21 protein-coding genes are annotated in these 19414 nt (G+C 46.5%); 7 read left to right on the top strand and 14 right to left on the bottom strand.

What is annotated here, in order from left to right; genetic code table 11:
• The 3 genes from RH89_RS28350 to RH89_RS28340 all read right to left on the bottom strand — a co-directional run.
• Positions 1-979, bottom strand: a 979-nt coding sequence (locus tag RH89_RS28350) for a hypothetical protein (RefSeq protein WP_004409420.1), incomplete at its 3' end; no start/stop codon positions are given.
• A 377-nt stretch (positions 980-1356) separates the two neighbouring features.
• On the bottom strand, positions 1357-1905 hold the full coding sequence (locus RH89_RS28345; protein ID WP_004409418.1) for a sugar O-acetyltransferase: 549 nt from the start codon (positions 1903-1905) through the stop codon (positions 1357-1359).
• Between the two features lie 166 nt (positions 1906-2071).
• Positions 2072-2272 (bottom strand): hypothetical protein, encoded by a 201-nt coding sequence (locus RH89_RS28340; protein ID WP_004409416.1) that lies wholly within the window; start codon positions 2270-2272, stop codon positions 2072-2074.
• A 101-nt stretch (positions 2273-2373) separates the two neighbouring features.
• Between RH89_RS28340 and RH89_RS28335 the strand changes: the two genes are divergently transcribed.
• Positions 2374-3189: a LysR family transcriptional regulator gene (locus RH89_RS28335; RefSeq protein ID WP_004409415.1), complete on the top strand. Its 816-nt coding sequence runs from the start codon at positions 2374-2376 to the stop codon at positions 3187-3189.
• A 41-nt stretch (positions 3190-3230) separates the two neighbouring features.
• On the opposite strand, the gene RH89_RS28330 is transcribed toward RH89_RS28335, so the two are convergent.
• The gene (locus RH89_RS28330) at positions 3231-3647 is read right to left on the bottom strand and encodes a VOC family protein (RefSeq protein WP_004409413.1); all 417 of its coding nucleotides are present in this window, start codon (positions 3645-3647) and stop codon (positions 3231-3233) included.
• 336 nt (positions 3648-3983) lie between these two features.
• Here RH89_RS28330 and RH89_RS28325 point away from each other — a divergent pair, with 336 nt between their 5' ends.
• From RH89_RS28325 to RH89_RS28310, 4 genes are all read left to right on the top strand, one after another.
• Complete coding sequence (locus RH89_RS28325) at positions 3984-4292, top strand: ribbon-helix-helix domain-containing protein (RefSeq protein WP_004409411.1); 309 nt, start codon at positions 3984-3986, stop codon at positions 4290-4292.
• A gap of 122 nt (positions 4293-4414) precedes the next feature.
• Entirely contained in the window at positions 4415-4810 is a 396-nt protein-coding gene (locus tag RH89_RS28320) for a VOC family protein (RefSeq protein WP_004409407.1), read from the top strand.
• 26 nt (positions 4811-4836) lie between these two features.
• Positions 4837-5367, top strand: coding sequence for a twin-arginine translocation signal domain-containing protein (locus RH89_RS28315; protein WP_004409405.1), 531 nt, complete (start codon positions 4837-4839; stop codon positions 5365-5367).
• On the top strand, positions 5360-6931 hold the full coding sequence (locus tag RH89_RS28310) for a GMC family oxidoreductase (RefSeq protein WP_004409403.1): 1572 nt from the start codon (positions 5360-5362) through the stop codon (positions 6929-6931). The genes RH89_RS28315 and RH89_RS28310 overlap by 8 nt, the downstream gene beginning before the upstream one ends.
• 35 nt (positions 6932-6966) lie before the next feature.
• On the opposite strand, the gene RH89_RS28305 is transcribed toward RH89_RS28310, so the two are convergent.
• From RH89_RS28305 to RH89_RS28280, 6 genes are read right to left on the bottom strand one after another with little or no spacing between them, the layout of a single operon-like run.
• A complete protein-coding gene (locus RH89_RS28305) occupies positions 6967-7770 on the bottom strand; it encodes a phosphodiesterase (RefSeq protein ID WP_004409402.1) in 804 nt (267 codons plus the stop codon).
• Complete coding sequence (locus RH89_RS28300; RefSeq protein ID WP_004409401.1) at positions 7748-8842, bottom strand: ABC transporter ATP-binding protein; 1095 nt, start codon at positions 8840-8842, stop codon at positions 7748-7750. Before RH89_RS28300 ends, RH89_RS28305 begins: the two co-directional genes overlap by 23 nt.
• A gap of 12 nt (positions 8843-8854) precedes the next feature.
• The gene (locus RH89_RS28295) at positions 8855-9658 is read right to left on the bottom strand and encodes an ABC transporter permease (RefSeq protein ID WP_004409399.1); all 804 of its coding nucleotides are present in this window, start codon (positions 9656-9658) and stop codon (positions 8855-8857) included.
• Between the two features lie 2 nt (positions 9659-9660).
• Complete coding sequence (locus tag RH89_RS28290) at positions 9661-10452, bottom strand: ABC transporter permease (protein WP_004409398.1); 792 nt, start codon at positions 10450-10452, stop codon at positions 9661-9663.
• A gap of 45 nt (positions 10453-10497) precedes the next feature.
• On the bottom strand, positions 10498-11508 hold the full coding sequence (locus tag RH89_RS28285; protein WP_004409396.1) for an ABC transporter substrate-binding protein: 1011 nt from the start codon (positions 11506-11508) through the stop codon (positions 10498-10500).
• 44 nt (positions 11509-11552) lie between these two features.
• Positions 11553-12551 carry a LacI family DNA-binding transcriptional regulator gene (locus tag RH89_RS28280; RefSeq protein WP_004409394.1) on the bottom strand — a complete coding sequence of 333 codons (999 nt, stop codon included), beginning with the start codon at positions 12549-12551 and terminating at the stop codon, positions 11553-11555.
• A 374-nt stretch (positions 12552-12925) separates the two neighbouring features.
• Here RH89_RS28280 and katE1 point away from each other — a divergent pair, with 374 nt between their 5' ends.
• Positions 12926-14434, top strand: a complete 1509-nt coding sequence (gene katE1 / locus RH89_RS28275) for a catalase KatE1 (protein WP_004409392.1) — start codon at positions 12926-12928, stop codon at positions 14432-14434.
• 113 nt (positions 14435-14547) lie between these two features.
• Positions 14548-15030, top strand: coding sequence for an ankyrin repeat domain-containing protein (locus RH89_RS28270; RefSeq protein ID WP_004409390.1), 483 nt, complete (start codon positions 14548-14550; stop codon positions 15028-15030).
• A gap of 35 nt (positions 15031-15065) precedes the next feature.
• Here RH89_RS28270 and RH89_RS28940 read toward each other — a convergent pair whose 3' ends face one another.
• The 4 genes from RH89_RS28940 to RH89_RS28250 all read right to left on the bottom strand — a co-directional run bounded on the left by RH89_RS28940 (position 15066) and on the right by RH89_RS28250 (position 19260).
• Positions 15066-16163: a GGDEF domain-containing protein gene (locus RH89_RS28940; RefSeq protein ID WP_004409389.1), complete on the bottom strand. Its 1098-nt coding sequence runs from the start codon at positions 16161-16163 to the stop codon at positions 15066-15068.
• Positions 16164-16356: 193 nt separating this feature from the next.
• The gene (locus RH89_RS28260; protein WP_004409387.1) at positions 16357-17154 is read right to left on the bottom strand and encodes a FadR/GntR family transcriptional regulator; all 798 of its coding nucleotides are present in this window, start codon (positions 17152-17154) and stop codon (positions 16357-16359) included.
• Complete coding sequence (locus RH89_RS28255) at positions 17123-18073, bottom strand: ABC transporter ATP-binding protein (protein WP_004409371.1); 951 nt, start codon at positions 18071-18073, stop codon at positions 17123-17125. The genes RH89_RS28260 and RH89_RS28255 overlap by 32 nt, the downstream gene beginning before the upstream one ends.
• Complete coding sequence (locus tag RH89_RS28250; protein WP_050811588.1) at positions 18070-19260, bottom strand: ABC transporter ATP-binding protein; 1191 nt, start codon at positions 19258-19260, stop codon at positions 18070-18072. Before RH89_RS28250 ends, RH89_RS28255 begins: the two co-directional genes overlap by 4 nt.
• Between the last annotated feature and the right edge of the window lie 154 nt (positions 19261-19414).

The following is a 19414-nucleotide window of genomic DNA, read 5'->3' as shown; positions in this document are numbered from 1 at the left end:
GAATGGATAAAGGAACATGTCCCTGCAGTTTCGGGCCATTTCCATCCGGTAATGGACCTGGGAAATCTGAATTTTCTGAGTTAAATTCGATATCTTTGATATGAGAAAACCCACTATCTGTGATCACCTTATTTTTAGCGAGTTCTTTCCTAACTTCAACTAACCTTTCACGTTCATGACCATTATTTTTTGCTAGTTCTGTATTAGCCGTTAGTATCATTTTAGGTTTATTTGAAAATGGGTCACCAAAAGCGCCTATCGTCTGATTAATATTGATTATTATACCTAATTCGAATGTATCACCTCGCCTGTAATATATTTCTCCATGTGCCTGATGAGAAATTGGAAATGAAACTTCTGATTCCAACATTGGCTTGTGTGGTTGTTTACCGTCATTACCTGCTGCCCCACTCTCAGCAATAAAGAGCGTGTCCATTGTATCGCTGTAAACCGAGACTTCGAGTTTGGTGGTTTGCGTTAGATTATTTCGAATTCTGGATACTTCAATAACACGAGTATCAGTGGTTGTTATTTGAGAAGAGTCTTGGACACTTAACACACCGTCAATTAATTGAAAGCCCGCGGAGTTGCCTGACAAAGACCACTGATCACCAAATTTATTTTTCCCAATACGACCTAGTACATAACCATTGGGCGAATCGACACCGACTCGAAGGCATTCAAAAAACAGATATTCACGATCGCGACCTTCTAAAGTATCAAATGGAGGTGGCAAGTTATCCATATCAAGTTCTGGTATTAAACCTCTCTGGCTGGCAGCACTTGTATCTCGTTTCACACTATATAAGTGTTCCCACAATGGGTTTGAAATAGGCACTCCCTGAGAAATATCTGAAGTTGCTACATAATGGTGAATAAAGCCATCTTCAATAATGCGAACCTCTGAACCCTTGATATAGTCTAAATCGATATCGTGAACTGTTATCGCATAATCCCTTTTCTTTAATTCTATTGTCATAATTAATATTCCCTATCCGTTTGACATAAACCCTAACTGTTGTTGAGGCTTTTATAAATTATCATTCAGATATATATCACTCAATATTAGAAAAGACGTATCTAAAATATCAATTAAACAAGTAGGTATCGAAAAGCTCCTCGTCAATTCAAAAGAAAACAAAAATAAAGTTAATTTAAAATGCATTAGAAAATAACGAGAATAAATAAATTAATTTTAATCAAACCTTAAATAGCCCTCAGCAAACCATAAGGTTTTTAAACCAAATTTTCATGAATATCGGACTGAGTCAAATAAATGAGAAACCTCCCAGACTAAAGGTTTCCTTTAATAGGCTGCCCAAGCAGCCTATGCGTTATATGTCTGCCAACTATTGGCTACTGGTTGAGAGACTTTATCTTCTTAGCAGGCACCCCGCCGACAAGTGTGTCAGGTTCGACGTCTTTGGTCACAACCGATCCGGCCGCCACGACTGAGCGAGCACCTATGGTTACACCCTGACAAATCACTGAATTACCACCAATCCAGACATCGTCCTCAATCGTGATAGGTAAACACTGAATTTCCCACTTTTTACGCAATCTATGGTCTAAAGAATGCGTTGGTGTATACAGTTGAGCACTGGGGCCAATAAGCACGTTATTACCAATGTGAATCGGTGCATTGTCCAACATGGTGACACCCATATTGATAAAGGATCCATCACCTATCGAAATGGTTTTGCCATATTCACACTGAAAAGGCGGACACACCACGCTGCCTTCACCCACATGAGCAAACAGCTCTGCGACGTAGGGTTTGGCGGCTTCAAACTGTCGCTGGTTAATTTTCTGGAGTAAATCGAAAGCCTGATTTCTTAGTATATCGAACTCAGGGCTAAACGCATCATAATCCAGACCTTGGCACATTTTTTCGAATTCTTTCATAGCTTTCCTGACATTTGTATTTAAAGGAAGCCAGTATAACTGAGGTTAAATTCTGTTCATTGACATTCATCTATGAAATTTATAAAAACTGCTTGAGTAAATTGAACTCAGATTTCCAAGTCGAACTTAACACTTGGTTTTCCCCCAAAGCTGGAAATTCATTGCTTTAGCCTTCATCCCCTTCAATGCGGTCACAGCGAAGCCAAAAAAATGAAGAAATGACGCAAATCAGATTGTAAAAATGGCTAATGTCATCCGTTCCAAAAAACTCGTAAAACTCATCTTCCTCTTTTTGTTCAATCGTCTTCCTCTCGTAAGTTGTGTGACTTTCTGTCTGTCTTTGTCTTGATAGCATTTTTAGATTCATTGCTGACCTCCGCGATGCAAAGTTGCTAAATAACCTTGACCTGTTACCAGATTAAGGTTCAGTATCTTTTTATCAATGGAATGAAATGAAAGGTGCTTTTCATGAATAAAAAGGACATCGATTGGAATGACCTTCAGCTGTTTTTGGCAGTGGCTCGCGAGGGCGGCTTGTCCGCTGCGGTCAAATCGACTCAACGAAGTGCGGCGACTCTTGGAAGAAGAATGCATGCACTGGAAAGAGGTCTCGGTAAAGAGCTGTTTATCAGGCACGACAAAGGCTACGAGTTACAGGCAGAAGGCAAAGCCTTGCTCAAAGAACTGACCGAGATAGAAGAAAAGATCGTTAACCTGACAACACCACCCACATCTAATGCCATTCGCCCTCTAGTCAAAGTTTCCGCTGGTACGTGGACGACGCTGTATTTGATAGAAAACCTCAATACACTTATGGACGGCATCTCTGACATTCGGCTTCGCTTTGTGTCTACGGAAAAGGTGTTGGATATTACTCATCGGGAAGTGGTCATCGGCATCCGAAATCAGAGACCAACAGAAGAAACCTTGGTATGCCGCCGGCTCAAAAAAGTAGAATTTGCGCCCTATTCAACCAAAGATGCCCCTGATGTATGGATAAAAGTACTGGCAGACATCCCATCTGCCAGATGGCTGGATAAGCATGTAGGGAACAATACTATCTGTGAAGTTAATGAGCCAAGGAACAGCCTGGATCTGGCGTTGGCTGGAAATGGTATTGCCCTGCTGCCGACATTCATTGGCGACTCCCAGACAACCCTAGCCCGTCGAGGGAATATCGTGGAAGGTTTGGGTCACAACCAGTGGCTAGTGACCCATCAAGATGACCGACACCTTCCCGAAGTTCGCAGTTTGATCGATAGGCTAGGAAAGGTGCTGGAGTGAATCAGTCTCGCAGTCAGAACTCTATCAAAGGGAATTTCCCACTAGCGCTTTGCCATTGGATGTTCAGGGTTAAGCTGAAGCAAGTCCCAGCGGTTTCCGTAGAGATCTTCAAATACAGCTACTGTGCCGTAATCTTGTTCACTGGGTTCTCGAATAAAGCTAATGCCCTTCGCTTTCATTCTTTCGTAGTCGCGCCAGAAATCATCGGTACGCAGAAATAAGAACACTCGACCACCAGCCTGATTTCCGATAAACGGCTCCTGCTCTTCCTTTGAAGCTCTGGCTAGAAGCAAGGTGACACCTTTTGAACCGGGAGGTGAAACCACCACCCAGCGTTTGTCCTGCTCGGGTTGGTAGGTATCTTCTATCAGTTCAAAATTCAGTGAATTGACGTAAAAATCGATCGCTTCATCGTAATCTTTTACAACCAATGCGATATGGACAATGCTCTGTTCCATTTTTCCTCGTAACGTTCGGTTTTAGGTTCAACAACTAGGTTAACAAAAACACTCTATTTCGATATGGAAAGATAAGACTGCCACTTATTCCATTCGCTCATAAATGCTGTCTCATAAACGAGAAGTAAACACCTTTATCTTATAAGGATATGTGAAACCAAAAGCGTAGGTCTTTTTAAAATCAATTAATTAGAAATAAATCGCCCTTTAAACCCGCTTCTGCACAATTTGTATTTGCACCAAAAGTGAACAACCATTAAGTGCGCACCCATTTCCGATCTCTGGATTTTTGTTTACCCGATTCGGAAGTGCATGCAGACCGTTAAGGAGAACGTCATGTGTTATGTATTTGCAGGGCAATCGCCAGAAAGTTACGATTTCATCTCCCGCTCCGTACGTTTGGGCGGTCACTCTACCAGTGTCCGGCTGGAAGCTAAGTTCTGGACCATCATTGATGATATCGCGGAAAAGCAACACATAACGACCGGGCAGTTCTTGTCACTCCTCTATGATGAAGCCACCGAGCTGCACGGCGAAGTATCCAATTTTGCGTCGCTGTTGCGCTGTTCCTGCGTGATGTATCTGTCGCAACCTGCGGACGTTATCAATACCGCAAAGCATCAGCTTCGGGTACAAGCTCACTAGTGCTGTTAGCATTAATCATCTAAAAGTTACATTTTTTTAACATGTGGTAGTATGCTACCACCACCTACCCGTGGTTCACGTTTATATTGATTAAAAAATCAACAAAGCAAAGTGAGCCACATATGACAAAAACCATCCACTCTATGATTCGGGTTCTCGACCTGAATCGTTCCATTCACTTTTATACCCAAGCGCTCGACTTGGAGCTGGCGGATCAATTTGAATTTGAGACGTTCACTCTGACCTATCTACGTGATCCCAAATCGGGTTTTGAAGTTGAATTAACCCTCAATCACGGCAGAGAAACGCCATACGTCCATGGTGACGCTTATGGGCATCTTGCTGTGTGCGTTGAAAATATTGATGAAGTACACCAAAAACTGGTCGATCTAGCCCTTTCTCCGACACCAGTTAAGTCAATGCAACATAAAAATAAAACCATGGCGACGTTCTTTTTCTTGACGGATCCCGATGGCTACAAAATCGAGTTCTTACAGAAATACGGTCGCTTTCAATAACGGAAATTACACTGGAGGTCGTAAGGATGAACGATCGCAATTTTAGCCGCAGGAAGTTTTTAAAACTTTCGAGCATCAGCGCGGCAACCGCCCTCACACTGAGCTTATCAGGCTACTCGTTAGCCGATCAGAAATGGCAGCTCAGCGTCAGTAACCTGAACACGGATGAAGCCAGATTACTGCTGACACTCTGTCGGCGTATTTACCCACACCCTCACCTGGAAGATTTTTTCTACGGATCTTGTGTGGAGAGTATTGATGCCTCCTTATCGGGTGATGCACTCAGTGCGTTCCAGCAAGGTTTGAGCAAGCTAAAAGCTGCCAAGTTTGCTGATATGTCGGTGACACAGCAGCAAGCGATGTTAGAAAGCATTGCTACAGACCCTTTCTTCCAAAGCGTGCGTGGCAACATGGTCGTGTCTCTCTACAACAACCCTAAAATTTGGGAGCGCTTTGGCTATGAAGGTCCTTCTTTCCCCAAAGGAGGATATTTGCACCGCGGATTTGATGATATCGACTGGCTACCGAAAGTGAGTAAGGAGGGAACCCATGGCTAAATTTGATTTAACAGACAACAGTGTGGTCGTGGTTATTGGTTCGGGAGCAGGTGGCGGCACACTCGCCAATGAACTGTGCCAAAAAGGCGTTAAAGTCGTGTGTCTTGAAGCTGGTGCTCACCTAAATTTCGCCAGTGATTTCAAAAATGACGAATGGCATATGTTCGGCAAAGAAGCCTGGCTGGATAAAAGAACCACATCAGGCACTTGGGAAGTAGCACGAGACTTCCCCAACCTTCCTGCCTGGATCTGTAAAACGGTTGGGGGTTCAACACTACACTGGGCGGGTGCAAGCCTGAGAATTCAGGAACACGAGTTCAAAACACTTACCCATTATGGCGAGGTTAAAGATGCGACACTGCTCGACTGGCCCCTGACGCTTGCAGAGCTAGAACCTTACTACGACAAAGCAGAAGACAAGATGGGCGTGACCCGAACTCACGGTATTCCGGGTTTGCCAGGAAATAATAACTTTAAGGTGATGGAAGCAGGTGCCAGAAAGCTGGGGTACAAGCAGGTTCATTCTGGAAGAATGGCGATCAACTCTCAGCCTCGTGATGGCAGACCCGCGTGCATGCAGTTGGGCTTTTGTTTTCAGGGATGCCGAATGTCAGCAAAATGGTCGACCCTTTATACGGAAATCCCGAAAGCAGAAGCGACAGGCAATTTCGAGCTCAGACCCGAATCAACTGTTTTGAAAATCACTCATAACGACCAAGGGCTGGTAGACGGCGTGCTCTACGCCGATAAGGAAGGCAATCATCATCACCAGAAAGCCAAGGTGGTCTGTTTAGCGGGTAACTCCATAGAAAGCCCACGAATCTTGCTCAACTCTGCATCCAGTATGTTCCCAGACGGGCTGGCTAACAGTTCGGGTGAAGTGGGCAAAAACTACATGCGCCATATGACAGGATCGGTGTATGCCGAGTTCAGTAAACCTGTGAATATGTACCGCGGAACCACGATGGCAGGGATCATTCAGGACGAATCGGTTCACGATCCTAGCCGGGGATTTGTCGGTGGATTTGAAATGGAAACCCTTTCGCTCGGTCTTCCTTTCCTCGCTGCATTTCTCAAACCGGGTGCGTGGGGCAATGACTTTGCTAACGCCATGGAGCAGTATGAAAACATGGCTGGTATGTGGCTGGTGGGGGAAGACATGCCTCGCTCATCAAACAGAATCACTCTGAACACGGATGAGAAAGATGCCCATGGATTGCCGATTCCAAATGTGCATTATGACGACCACCCCAACGATGTCGCCATGCGAGAATACGCCTATGAGAAAGGGGAACAAGTGTACGAAGCCGTTGGTGCAGTAAAAACTCACCGAGTAGTGCCCTATCCTTCTACTCATAACTTAGGTACTAACCGGATGAGTGAAAAAGCCAGAGACGGCGTCGTCAATCGGTGGGGACAGGCTCACGACATCAAGAACCTGTTCGTCTCCGATGGTAGCCAGTTCACCACTGGCGCAGCAGAAAACCCAACGCTAACCATAGTCGCCTTGGCTATTCGTCAGGCGGATTACATTGCCGAGCAACTTGCTGCTAAAACATTGTAAGTGAAAGCGCCGCGAGGGAATTTCGCGGCGCTTTTTTAGTCTAGCAGTGCACTTCCATCAAAAAACGGGAAGGGACCTTCGTGCTGTCCGATATAACTGATGTGACCAACAATGCCCTGCTCATCAAGTTTAAACAGACGAATCGCTTTGGGCTCCAACTGAAACGATGGAACGCCTTCTTTATCAAAATCTAACGCGACACTGTGGCTATGAGAAGGTCCGACCCAAACCGGAAGGTGCTTCCAAATTCCGCATACTGGTCGATGCAGGTGACCCGTCACAATCGCTTTGATCTGATTGAAAGGGGCAATCACATCCCATAGATCTTCTGAGTTATGAAGGTTTTGCACATCCATATGCTCAACCCCCACTTTTATCGGAGGATGATGCATAAACAGTAGCGTTGGTTTAGAGGTATCCAGTAACTTTTCCCGCAGCCAGTTCAGGCTATCCTTTGCGATGCTGCCAAAGGGCTTACCGACAACAGAAGAGTCCAGACCAATCAAATGATGATGCTCGGTTTCTAGGGCGAAATTGCACTCCAGCGGATGTTCATAATCAACTAAATCAGACAGCCCTTCACGCAGCTTGACCTTATGGTCGTGATTGCCGGGAATGATACGAATAGGAGCATTCAGTTTTTTTAATTCCTGACGGATAATGACGTACTCTTCTTCCTTTCCGAAATCGCCTAAATCCCCAGTTAACACCACCAGATCAACGTTTAAGGCATTAATATGCTCAATGGCATCCTTAAAACATTGCAACGTATCGACCTTCTGATAAGCGATCTTTCCATCTTGTTTGATATGTAAATCAGTCAGTTGTGCGATTAACATTGCTGTCCTCCATATAAATCATGTGCTGACATTCAACAGACAGGCGAACAACCTGATCTAACCTGAATTCCCGTCGGTCGAAACAGTCAGCCAGTACTGGCTGATCTAAGCCGCAGTCAATGGTTATACGCGTTCTGTCTCCTAAAAAGGCAATATGTGACACTCTGCCGCACAGGTCATCATGCTCCTGATTAGAAACCACAATGTCTTCCGGGCGAACCAACAGCGACAACGCTTTGCCATTCTGCGCAGGTTTCTGAAGTTCTTCTGGCAAGGGCAGTGTCTGTAGATTCGACAACCTCAGACGCTCCCCATCTTTCACACCTTTGAAGTGATTGATCTCCCCGATGAAGTCCGCCACAAAGTCGGATTTGGGCTGACGATAGATTTCTTCCGGTGACCCAATCTGCGCGATTCGTCCATGATCGAGTACCGCAATGCGATCGCCAATTGCCATGGCTTCTTCCTGATCGTGTGTCACATAGACAGCGGTAATCTGAAGCTTCTTAAGCAATACTTGAATGTCATTTCTTAAACGCTTACGCAACAAGGCATCCAATGCAGATAAGGGCTCATCCAGTAGTAGTACCGCTGGCTCAACAATAATGGCGCGAGCCAGTGCAACCCTCTGTTTTTGTCCGCCTGAGAGTTGCGAAACGGCTCGAAACGCAAACGGCTTTAAATCAAACATGGAGAGCATATCTTCAAGCTTCTTCTTACGTTCTTCTTCAGCCACTCCACGAATCTTTAGCCCGTATTCAATGTTCTGCGAAACATTCATATTGGGAAACAGCGCGTAAGACTGAAATACCATCCCCACATTACGCTTCTCGATTGGCAGATCGGTGACATCTTGTTGACCGAACAGAATGTTTCCACCACTGTCACAGTTTTCCAGACCAGCAATCATCCTTAATGTGGTGGTTTTTCCGCATCCAGAAGGTCCAAGCAACACCAGAATTTCACCGGGTTCTATTTCCAGATCGGTAGTTTGCAAGGCAACGGAACCGTCAGGAAAAGTCTTCTTTACTCTGTTCAGGCTAATGCCCGGGTTTTGACTAACATGACTCACTAAGACAGCTCCTTACATAGGGTCAGTAACAGTTGGCGATTTCTGACTGCGCTTTAGAAGTTGAGTGGCAATCAGGAGAGGAAGTAAAAGCAAAAGAAATATCAGGGTGTAGGCAGAACCAATCTCAAGACGCATGGAAGCGTAAGCATCAGCTAAACCGACAGGCAGAGTCTTGGTCAGCGGAGTATGCAGCATCCAGGTGAGATTGAATTCACCAATAGAAAGCGTCAGCGTCATTAGGGTGCCGCTGACAATGCCTGTCATACAGTTGGGGACGATGATATCGACAAATCGCCGCCAAAAACTGGCTCCCAAGCTGGCCGCACCCTCTTCCAGCACTTTAAAATCTATGCTCTTGAGCGCAGCAAGAATGGCATTGACCATAAAAGGCAACGTGAAAATCACGTGTCCTGTCAGAATGAACATCCAGCTAGATCGGAAATCAGAAAAGTGCCCATAGGTTGTGATAAGCCCGATAGAGATCGCTAAGCCCGGGACGGCAATCGGCAGAGTAATCAGTTCCTGCAGTATTTCCGATAGGCGGGACTGATGGGCAGCAAGGTAGTAAGCCAGAGGGATTCCCGCAATCAGGTTGAATACGACAGACGCCACTGCCACCAGCAGGGTCAACCATAATGTGTCTGCGTAAAGCGTCCATACTTCGATAACCCATCGAAGAGTCAGACCGCTTTTGAGACCGACAAAATAGTTGTTGGTGAGACCAGCCAGAACCGACATGATCACCGGAACCAACAAGAACGCACAAACCAGAACGGTAAAAGCAAGAGGCAGATAAAACGTGTAGTTTCGCTTCATTGTTATGCTCCCATACTGACAGCAGCCATGCCATAGCGCTTAGCAACAATCAGACAAAGCCAGGTCACCGCACCTAACACAATACTGAGCGCCGCCGCCATAGGAAGATTGGCACTGAGCGTGAACTCGGTATAGATGGTCATTGGCAGCACATTTAGGTCTGTTGCCAATGTAAAAGCGGTACCAAAAGCCCCCATGGAAGTAGCAAAACAAAGCGAACCTGAGGAAATCAAACCCGGAATCAAAGCGGGCAATGTCACGTCTCTGAATGTTCTTAACGGGCCTGCACCGAGTGAACGAGCAGCCTCCATTAAGCTGTAATCCAGCTTTTCAGCCGCGACCATCACCGTAAGCACTACCCGAGGAATGGAAAAGTAGAGATAGCCAACAAACAGACCTGCAATAGAATAGGCAAACGTCCATCGTTCGCCTTCTATCCATAGCCCAAGTTGTGCAAACAGCCCTTGTCTGCCTGCCAGCATGATGACGAAAAAGCCAATAACAACACCGGGAAATGCCAGAGGAAAGCTGATCATTGCAATAAGAACACGCTTACCGAAAAATTCATGTCGCGTCAGAAATAACCCACAAACAATGGCGATTACTAATGTCAGAAGTGTTACTACAACAGCAAGTACCACGGTGGACCACAAGCTCAGGTAGTACTGTTCGTTGGTTATAATGGCGAGGTAATTCATGGGTTCAGACAGAGCAAACAGCTGAGCAACAGGCAAAACGAAAAATGCCAGGCTAATGACCACAGCAGGAAGAATCAAAATTAGGTACTTATTCATATCTCACTCAAACAGAGGCGACAGTGATACTGCCGCCCAGTCCGGTTACTTCACTTCTTTCAGGTAGCGCTGAGCAAATCCCGTCTGCGCACCTGCCATACTGGCAAAATCAATGGCTGAGGCACGAGCGTAGTCACTCGCAGGTAAGAATTTCTTCTTGGTTTCCTCATCCATAGCTGAAGCCACAACAGGTCTTAAGAAAGCCTGTGCCCATACTTTCTGACCTTTATCTGAGAGAACAAAGTCCAGAATCTTTTTCGCGTTATCTGGGTTTGGTGAATTCTTCACTTGACTCATCACGTAAGGCACCACCAGAGAACCTTCTTTAGGGATGACAAACTCAATATTGGCGTGGTCTTTGTATTTGGCGCGGTAAGCGTTGAAGTCAAAATCGAGGAGAATTGGAATCTCACCAGAAAGCACACGTGCATAAGAAGTTTGCTTAGGCACAATTGGTTTGTTTTTCTTTAACGTGGCAAAGTATTCGATCGCCGGGTCAAAGTTTGACAAATCGCCTCCCATTGCGCGGTTTACGGCTACTGCACCCGCGTAACCAACAAACGCGCTGGTCGGGTCAAGATACCCCACCATTCCTCGGTAATCAGACTTAAGCAAATCAGCCCAGGATTCAGGTACTGGCTTTCCTTCCAGAGCATCTTTATTCACAAAGAACCCCAGAGTCCCTGAATGAATGGCGAACCATTTACCATCCGGATCTTTTAAGCCAGCCGGGATCTGGTCCCAGTTCTTTGGCTTATAACCGGTGACGACATCTTGCTCTGCGGCTTTGATACCAAAAGAGACGCCGTAGTATGCCACGTCGGCAACTGGGCTGTTTTTCTCTGCAATCAGCTGAGAGAGCGTCTGTCCTGAGTTTTTGTTATCCATCGGAACCGATATATTCAGCTCCTTTTTGATTTGTTTGAGCTGACCACCCCAGTTAGCCCACTCTGGCGGGCAGTTGTAACAGGTGGCGTCTGCGGCAAGCACTGGCTGCACAGATGCAGCGAAGGTGATTGCAACCAGGCTAAGCCCGGCAATCGACTTAAGTAACATGGGTTTCACTCCTTGATGTAAAAGTTAAGTTTTTCCTGTAGCGCTTACGCCACCGTTCCAGTCATCATCAGTTGATGACCTACTTCAATATGTCTGCTGATCTGCCTCGTCCGGTTGTGGGCAATGCGTTCATTCAGCAGTAAGTCCACGGCAACTTCTCCCATCTTTTGGTATGGAACCGAAACCGTGGCTAATTGTGGGTGATACAGCATTCCCAGCGCCATTCCGTCAAAGCCAACAACACTCACGTCTTCCGGAATTTTTGCTCCCTGCTTGCGAAGAGCCTTCAACGTGCGCAGTGCCAGCAGATCATTGGTGCAAAACCACGCGGTCACATTACTGTTAGGGCAAAAGCTGTCATCGTGAATGTCTGGGGCATGTCTGTTTGGAGGCAGTTCCACATGGGTGATCTGGCTGATGTCGTAACCAAGATCCTTTAACGCATCGGTATAACCCGCGAATCTTGCTTTGCCGCGATCTGAGGCAGAAAAATCCATGGTGACAACACCAAAGTTGGTATGACCTTTTTTATGCAGGGCAAAAGCGACTTCTCGGCTCGCCTGATAGTTGTCGACGTAAACGCACGCTTCTTCCGACTCACTTTGGTTATGTAACAAGCAATAAGGAAAACCGAATTCTCGCAGCAGAGAGAGCGCTTCGTTGTTTCGTGTCGAAGATACCGTGAGCAACACTCCGGCAACCCGTTGGCGCAACAGAGTGATAATGGCCAGCTTTTCGAGCTCACTCTGGTATTGAGTATCAATGATGAGAGTGGAGTATCCGTAGAACCGGGCTTTAGACTGAATGGCAGACGCAATTTCCGCAAACACCGGGTTATTCAGGCTGGGGATCATCAACCCTATAGTGGGATTGGTGTTGAGTTTAACTCCGGTGAATTGCTTTCTTGGAGAGTAGCCCGTTAGCTCAATGACCTTGGCGATACGTTCTGACGCATCTGGTGCGACCAACTCTGGCTTATTCAGGTATCGAGACACTGTAGTGGTGGACACGTTCGCAAGCTGAGCGACATCTTTGATGTTCATATTCACTTCAAACCCATATAAAAACTACGGACAAGAGTAAAAATTGAACATGACAAATTTATGATCGTTTTCTGCACGTTAATCAACGTTGCATTACATTTACCACCATTTAATCCATTTTTATTGAATTTTAGCGACTGAAACTAATTCGTTTCACATCCTTTTTGATTAATGTGTCAATTGCGTGAAATTTACGCTATAGTGATTTTCGCCTGCCTGATATTGATATTCCTCCCAAGTTGCATAGAAAACGTTTTAATAGAAATCACCAATTGATTTTATAGAAAAAACCTATTTCCAATCATAAATATAAAAACCCTATACTGCTTGTTGGCAGAAAAGAGCTTTGAATCTTGTATATAAAGGAAGCAAATATGCAGGTCGTCAAAAGCTTACTTATCTTATCAATGGGCGTTACGTTTAGTGCACACAGTACAACAATGACACGTGACAACGGCGCACCAGTTGGAGATAACCAAAATTCGATTACGGCAGGTCCTATGGGCAGCGTACTGCTGCAGGATGTGCATTTAATTCAGAAACTTCAAAGATTTGCCCGTGAGCGAATCCCTGAGCGTGTTGTGCATGCCAGAGGAACAGGCGTTCATGGTGAATTTGTTTCTAGTGGGGATTATTCCGATCTCACCATTGCTGCACCGTTTACAGAAAAAGGCAAGAAAACGCCGGTATTTGTGCGTTTTTCTACCGTAGTTCATCCTAAGGGATCTCCCGAGACACTGCGTGACCCACGTGGGTTTGCCACAAAATTTTATACCGATCAGGGTAACTGGGATCTGGTAGGGAATAACCTGCCTGTGTTCTTTATTCGTGATGCGATTAAGTTTCCGGACATGGTTCATTCACTGAAGCCGTCCCCTATTTCTAACGTGCAAGACCCGAATCGATTCTTCGATTTTTTCAGCCATGAGCCAGGGTCAACCCATATGCTTACCTGGGTGTACTCGAACATTGGTGTACCTGCCAGCTACCGAAAAATGGACGGTTTTGGTGTGCACGCCTTTAAGTGGATCAACGAATCGGGTGACGTGAAATACGTTAAATTCCAATGGAAGAGCCAGCAGGGAACACAAGGTTTACGCCCTCATGAAGTGGTAGAAACTCAGGGTAAAGACTTTAACCACCTAACCAACGATCTCTATCAGGAAATCAATAAAGGCAACTTTCCTAAATGGGACCTTTATGTAAAAGTTCTGACGCCTGAAGCTCTGATGAAGCTCGATTACAACGGCTTAGACGCCACCAAAATGTGGTTAGACGTTGCGGATCAGAAAGTCGGGACTATGACACTTAACCGTGTGCCAGATAACTTCTTTCAGGAAACCGAGCAATCCGCTTTTGCACCTTCTAACTTAATTCCGGGCATTGAGCCTTCGGAAGACCGTTTGCTGCAAGGTCGCATCTTCTCTTATGCCGATACGCAAATTTATCGCTTAGGCGCAAACCACTCTCAATTCCATGTGAACCGTCCGAAAGTGGAAGTGCGCAATCACAACCAAGAGGGCGCGTCCAATTTTGGTAACACCACTTCCGATATCAACTATCAGCCTAGCCGCAAGCTAGATCTGGCAGAAGATACCAAGTTCAGAGCGGTTCGCACTCCGCTGAATGGCACAGTGCAACAGCAGGCGATCAGCAATCCGCGTAACTTCTTCCAGGCTGGTGTGTTGTATCGAAGCTTGTCACCGCAGGAACAGGAAGACCTGGTGACTAATCTGGCGGGCGATTTGGGCAAAGTAGCCGATGATGAAATCAAGCACATCATGCTTAGCCACTTCTACCGTGCTGATGAAGACTTCGGTAAAGCCATTACCAGCGCAGTCAAAGGCGACATGGCGAAGGTGACCAAGTTCGCAAGCATGTAGTTCGCAAATATGTAATTAAAAATTAAATATCCAAGCCCCGTGCGCCACTTCCCCTGCTCTTTTCTGCCAATTAGAGTGGTGGTGTACGGGCACCTCAAATACTGGAGGTTGTCATGAAATCCATTTACGTATCCATCTTTGCCTCATTCGCAAGTCTGTTGTTCACTTGCTCACTGGCTTATGCCAGCCAGCCGCAGGCTTCGTCATCCGAATCACTTGCACAGCAGCAAAGCTCGCTTATTCGCTACTTCTTTGCCGCTGCCAGAACCGGTGAATCCGACGTGATAAAAACCTTTCTCAATGCCGGATTCCCCATAAATCAAACCAACCCCCAAAGTTACACCGCACTTATGGTCGCGGCGTATCATGGTCAGTCCGATATCGTAGATACTTTGCTGGCACACGGAGCCGATTCCTGTATTCAGGATAAACGGGGAAACACTGCCATTATGGGTGCTCTCATTAAGGGAGAATTTTCGATTGCTAAGACACTTTACGGTCATGAATGCGATCCGAACCTGCGGAACAAAGCAGGCATGACTCTGAATGAGTTTGCTGAATTCTGGGGGCAACAAGACAGATTAGCTGGTGAATGATTCACCAGCTTTTATTCGAATTTAGATGCGTATCGCTATGTGGCAAAAATGCACTGAGGCTGGTTCGACAGTTTGGCCTGATACATCGCCTGATCCGCCGCTTTTTTCACCCTTTCTAAGTCGTGCCCGTTTTCCGGTGCGATGGCTGCCCCAACACTGACTCCGACGACGTAGCAATGACCATCATGCATGATTGGCTCACGCATCAGGGTATGAATTCTGTCGGTAAGCGCCTGAATATCCTGCTTTTCACGCACTTGTTCAAGCACCACGATAAACTCGTCGCCACCGATCCGGCTGACAAATCCATCATGCTTGACGGCGGTTTTTAGTCTTTCTGCGGTGATCCTCAGGCAATGGTCACCTGCATCATGCCCGTAGGTATCATTAACCTCTTTAAATTTGTTCAAATCCAGAAACAGCAACCCAACCTGATATCTGGTGTTTTTGTTGCGTTTTAACGCCTGATAGTAAAGCTCACGCATTAATTTGTAAGTGGGCAACTGGGTCAGGTCATCATGACTCGCCTGCCACTGAATATAGTCCCGCTGGAGTTGCAGTTCGTGAATCAGGCGTCGGGTTGCATCCCGATACTTGTACAGTGAGTAGCTGGTAATGCTGAAAAACATCATCATACAGATCACATAACCAGCCCAGTGAGCCGGGCTGTGCAACAGATCGGCAATCAGAATTTTGGGCGTTAGAAAATCGGTAATGAAGGCGACAGCAACGCCAATACAAAACAGCGAGATCACGGCAATATAACGGTTTGTCCAGCTTTGCCTGAAACACATGGAAACCACAAATATCGACAATGGAAACAGCAGGATGCTGCCTGCCATTGGCCCGATTGACACAAATCCTATCGCAAAATTAATGAAAAGGATCATGACGATATAAATGGCTTTTCTGCGAGTTCGGATTTTGTGTCGACGGATGGTGATAAAGAGCAGCCAACACATCAAAATAAAGTTAACTATCAGTGTGCTGTTGAAACCGAAGTTCCAGGTGCGGACAGCGAGTGCAATCAATCCAAATATGCTGTAAATGCTGCCTAAAACCAGAATCAAGTTGATGAGCTTTCTTCTGACCGACGCTTCTAAATGAGCGACTTTGTTGTTCTTGAGGTACATCTTCTTTCCCCACCGAGTAAGGCATAGCTATAGTCTTATTCAAATTGTGGGTAATTAGGAACGGAAAATAGATTCATTATTGATATATTTTTCAATAATTCTCATTTATTAGGCAAACTGGAAAGCTTACAGGTACAAAGCGGTGCTGTAATACAATTTAAACACAAATGGATATCAACCCGCTCATGCTGCATCACGCATGCCCAACGGGAGGCAAAAAGCGTTTTGATAGCTCCACCTCCTGATCTTCCATTCTCTCTTGTGCCATTACCATGTGTTCTGCCATGATTTCTCTTGCCGCTTTTGCATCCCCGGATTTTAACGCCTCGATCAACTTGAGTTGATAAGCCGTCCCTTTCTCCCATAGCTCGATATTTGGTGGGTTATACAGCTCGCGAGTCACCGTCATATCCGTCAGCATCCTGCTCATAAACCGAATCACGAAGCCTAACAATGGGTTGTCTGCCAACTCAGCGAGAGCGATGTGAAATTGCAGCGAATCCACATGGTGGTCACGCTCTTCTTCCAGCGTTTTTGCGGGTTCTGCGTATTTGTTGATGATATTTTCTAGCCGATCTAAATCCGTTTCACTCAGCTTGCCCGCTAGGGACGCCGCGAGTTCAGGCTCCAGAGTACGACGAAGCTGGTAAATATCCGAAAGAGAAAGGTTTTGGAAATAGAAATAATTGCTGAGAAGGTTACTCGCCAGCGGTTCGGACACCGCATTCACAAACGCGCCACCCTTGGGACCAGTACGAGTACGGATAAGCCCCTGCACTTCCAGAATACGCATGGTTTCGCGAATGGTGCCCTTCGACATTTTGAACATCTCTATCAAGACATGCTCCTGCGGAAGAGGGTCGCCCGGCTGCAACCCGTGTTCCACTATCCACTGTTTAATGGCTTCAGCAGCGCGATAAGGGCGTCTTAATTTCGCGGTATTCTCTTGATTCAGATTGTTACTGGTAAACGGGGTGGTGGCACGCGACAAACTGATTTCCTTCTAGCTCATTCAATTTCGGAACGCTTTCCATGCATTGGTGACTGGCATTGGGGCAACGGGAAGCAAAGGCACACCCTTTCGGAGGGTTAAGTGGATCGGGCAATTCAGCGTCTTTATCAGGAACCTGAATTGCACGTCCTACAACCGGAGCACTTTCCGCTAGCAACTTAGTGTAAGGGTGTTTAGGTGATTTGAAAATCTGTTCTGCGCGACCCAGCTCGACTAATGATCCAAAATACATCACCGCAACCCGATCACTGACCGCTTCGACCACCGCTAAATCATGACTGATAAACAAATACGTCAGGTTATTTTCTTCCTTGATGTCTGCAAGAAGGTTCAACACCTGTGCCTGAACCGACACATCAAGCGCGGAAACAGGCTCATCAAGGACCAATATCTCAGGCTTGGCGACCAGTGCTCGTGCAATTCCGATCCTCTGCGCCTGCCCACCTGAAAACTCATGGGGATAACGCTCTAAAAACTCTTTGCGCAAACTCACTTGATTAAAGGCTTCTCTGATTCGCTCTTCCCGTTCAGTTTTAGGCAATTGATGCAACGCTTTTAATGGTGCTTCCATGGAAGCTTGAATGGTTCTTCGCGGATTCAGTGAACTAATAGGATCCTGAAAAACATATTGAATGTGCTGCCCGAGCTGACCACCCGAGTTCGACGGTTCATTTTCAAACGAGAGTTGCCCCTCACTCGGCTCCAGTAACCCCACCAGCATTCTGGCGAGGGTCGACTTCCCGCAGCCAGACTCGCCAACGATCCCTAATGTTTCGCCTTTCTCGACCGCTAAAGAGAGATTATTGAGCGCCTTAACGCCTTTTTTACTGCGATTGAACCATCCCGCCGATACCCAGTAAGTTTTCGATAGGGACTGTATGTTTAATATCGTGCTCATGCTTGGGAACCCTCTGGGAAGTGACAGCGAACAAACCGATCCGATGATCGTTCTTCGTTCGGTGATTGCTGGCGACAAGTCTCAGTGGCTTTGCCGCAACGGGCAGCGAAATTACAGCCAATGGGTAAATCGCTGGTGAGCGGGGGTAACCCTTCTATCGCATGCAATTGTGTTTTCCCCCGCCCCAGTTCAGGCACACATTGAATAAGCCGATGGGTATACGGGTGTTTCGGCGAAGCCAAGACGTTCTGAGTACTGCCCTCTTCTACGATCTCGCCGGCATACATCACGGCAACCCGATCGCACAGCTGTGAAACCACACCAAAATCGTGAGTGATAAACAAAATCGCGACACCACGTTCGCGCCTTAATTCATCAAGCAGCGCCAGTATCTGCCCCTGTACCGTCACATCCAAAGCTGTGGTTGGCTCGTCTGCAATGATCAGTTCAGGGTCGTTAATCAACGCCATAGCAATGGCAATGCGCTGTCGCATACCACCAGACAACTCATGAGGGTAGGCGTTAATGCGCTCCGCTGCATTGGGGATATGTACCGCTTCCATCAGGTCGATGGCTTTCTTTCTGGCTTGTGATTTCGAAATGGAGTGGTGAACGAGAATCGCCTCGGTCAACTGTTCTCCAATTTTCAGTAACGGATGCAAAGTGGACAGAGGATCCTGGAAAATATACGCCACTTTGTCGCCGCGAAGTTGTCGCAAACGCGGATATGGCATGCCAATAAGTTCTTCCCCACCCATCTGGATAGACCCACCAGTAATCACACCGGGTGGCGAAGGAATCAGCCCCATAATAGAGAGTGCAGTGACCGACTTACCTGAACCGCTCTCCCCCACTATACCGAGACATTCCCCAGCCTTTATGTGAAAAGACACCCCATTGCTGGCTTTGTACACTCGTTGCCCGATGTAAAAGCGCGTGTGTAAACCCGATACAGAAAGCAATGAATCTCTCGGGTGGTCGGGCGTGGCTGCATTCGGTTCTTCCAGGTTCACTTTGGTTGCTGCCGCAGGGCGCGACAAAGCCCCGGATTTCAAACGCGGATCAAGAGCATCGCGGATTCCGTCACCGAGTAAGTTCACGCATATAACGATTAGGAAAATCATCAGCCCGGGCACAACACTGGCGTGTGGGTATGAGATCAAGGCATTACGCGCTTCCCCCAGCATGGAACCTAAATCCGCCTGAGGAGGTTGAGAACCTAAGCCAAGAAAGATAGCCCGGCCGTTTCAAGAATCATCCATCCGATGGTGGTCGACATCGCCACCACAATAATTGGAATCACATTGGGCAGTACTTCAAACAAGATAATTTTGAGGTGAG

It is taken from the genome of Vibrio nigripulchritudo ATCC 27043, from assembly GCF_000222685.1.
In the GTDB taxonomy this organism is placed as follows: Bacteria; Pseudomonadota; Gammaproteobacteria; order Enterobacterales; family Vibrionaceae; genus Vibrio; species Vibrio nigripulchritudo.
Note: the sequence above shows the minus strand (reverse complement) of the source record. Positions and strands in the feature narration are given on the sequence as shown.

What these genes read in the sequence shown, in the direction of transcription:
- RH89_RS28345 (WP_004409418.1), bottom strand. Translation starts at nt 1,905, where the DNA reads ATGAAAGAATTCGAAAAAATGTGCCAAGGTCTGGATTATGATGCGTTT.
- RH89_RS28340 (WP_004409416.1), bottom strand. Translation starts at nt 2,272, where the DNA reads ATGAATCTAAAAATGCTATCAAGACAAAGACAGACAGAAAGTCACACA.
- RH89_RS28335 (WP_004409415.1), top strand. Translation starts at nt 2,374, where the DNA reads ATGAATAAAAAGGACATCGATTGGAATGACCTTCAGCTGTTTTTGGCA.
- RH89_RS28330 (WP_004409413.1), bottom strand. Translation starts at nt 3,647, where the DNA reads ATGGAACAGAGCATTGTCCATATCGCATTGGTTGTAAAAGATTACGAT.
- RH89_RS28325 (WP_004409411.1), top strand. Translation starts at nt 3,984, where the DNA reads ATGTGTTATGTATTTGCAGGGCAATCGCCAGAAAGTTACGATTTCATC.
- RH89_RS28320 (WP_004409407.1), top strand. Translation starts at nt 4,415, where the DNA reads ATGACAAAAACCATCCACTCTATGATTCGGGTTCTCGACCTGAATCGT.
- RH89_RS28315 (WP_004409405.1), top strand. Translation starts at nt 4,837, where the DNA reads ATGAACGATCGCAATTTTAGCCGCAGGAAGTTTTTAAAACTTTCGAGC.
- RH89_RS28310 (WP_004409403.1), top strand. Translation starts at nt 5,360, where the DNA reads ATGGCTAAATTTGATTTAACAGACAACAGTGTGGTCGTGGTTATTGGT.
- RH89_RS28305 (WP_004409402.1), bottom strand. Translation starts at nt 7,770, where the DNA reads ATGTTAATCGCACAACTGACTGATTTACATATCAAACAAGATGGAAAG.
- RH89_RS28295 (WP_004409399.1), bottom strand. Translation starts at nt 9,658, where the DNA reads ATGAAGCGAAACTACACGTTTTATCTGCCTCTTGCTTTTACCGTTCTG.
- RH89_RS28290 (WP_004409398.1), bottom strand. Translation starts at nt 10,452, where the DNA reads ATGAATAAGTACCTAATTTTGATTCTTCCTGCTGTGGTCATTAGCCTG.
- RH89_RS28285 (WP_004409396.1), bottom strand. Translation starts at nt 11,508, where the DNA reads ATGTTACTTAAGTCGATTGCCGGGCTTAGCCTGGTTGCAATCACCTTC.
- RH89_RS28280 (WP_004409394.1), bottom strand. Translation starts at nt 12,551, where the DNA reads ATGAACATCAAAGATGTCGCTCAGCTTGCGAACGTGTCCACCACTACA.
- katE1 (WP_004409392.1), top strand. Translation starts at nt 12,926, where the DNA reads ATGCAGGTCGTCAAAAGCTTACTTATCTTATCAATGGGCGTTACGTTT.
- RH89_RS28270 (WP_004409390.1), top strand. Translation starts at nt 14,548, where the DNA reads ATGAAATCCATTTACGTATCCATCTTTGCCTCATTCGCAAGTCTGTTG.
- RH89_RS28940 (WP_004409389.1), bottom strand. Translation starts at nt 16,163, where the DNA reads ATGTACCTCAAGAACAACAAAGTCGCTCATTTAGAAGCGTCGGTCAGA.
- RH89_RS28255 (WP_004409371.1), bottom strand. Translation starts at nt 18,073, where the DNA reads ATGAGCACGATATTAAACATACAGTCCCTATCGAAAACTTACTGGGTA.
- RH89_RS28250 (WP_050811588.1), bottom strand. Translation starts at nt 19,260, where the DNA reads ATGCTGGGGGAAGCGCGTAATGCCTTGATCTCATACCCACACGCCAGT.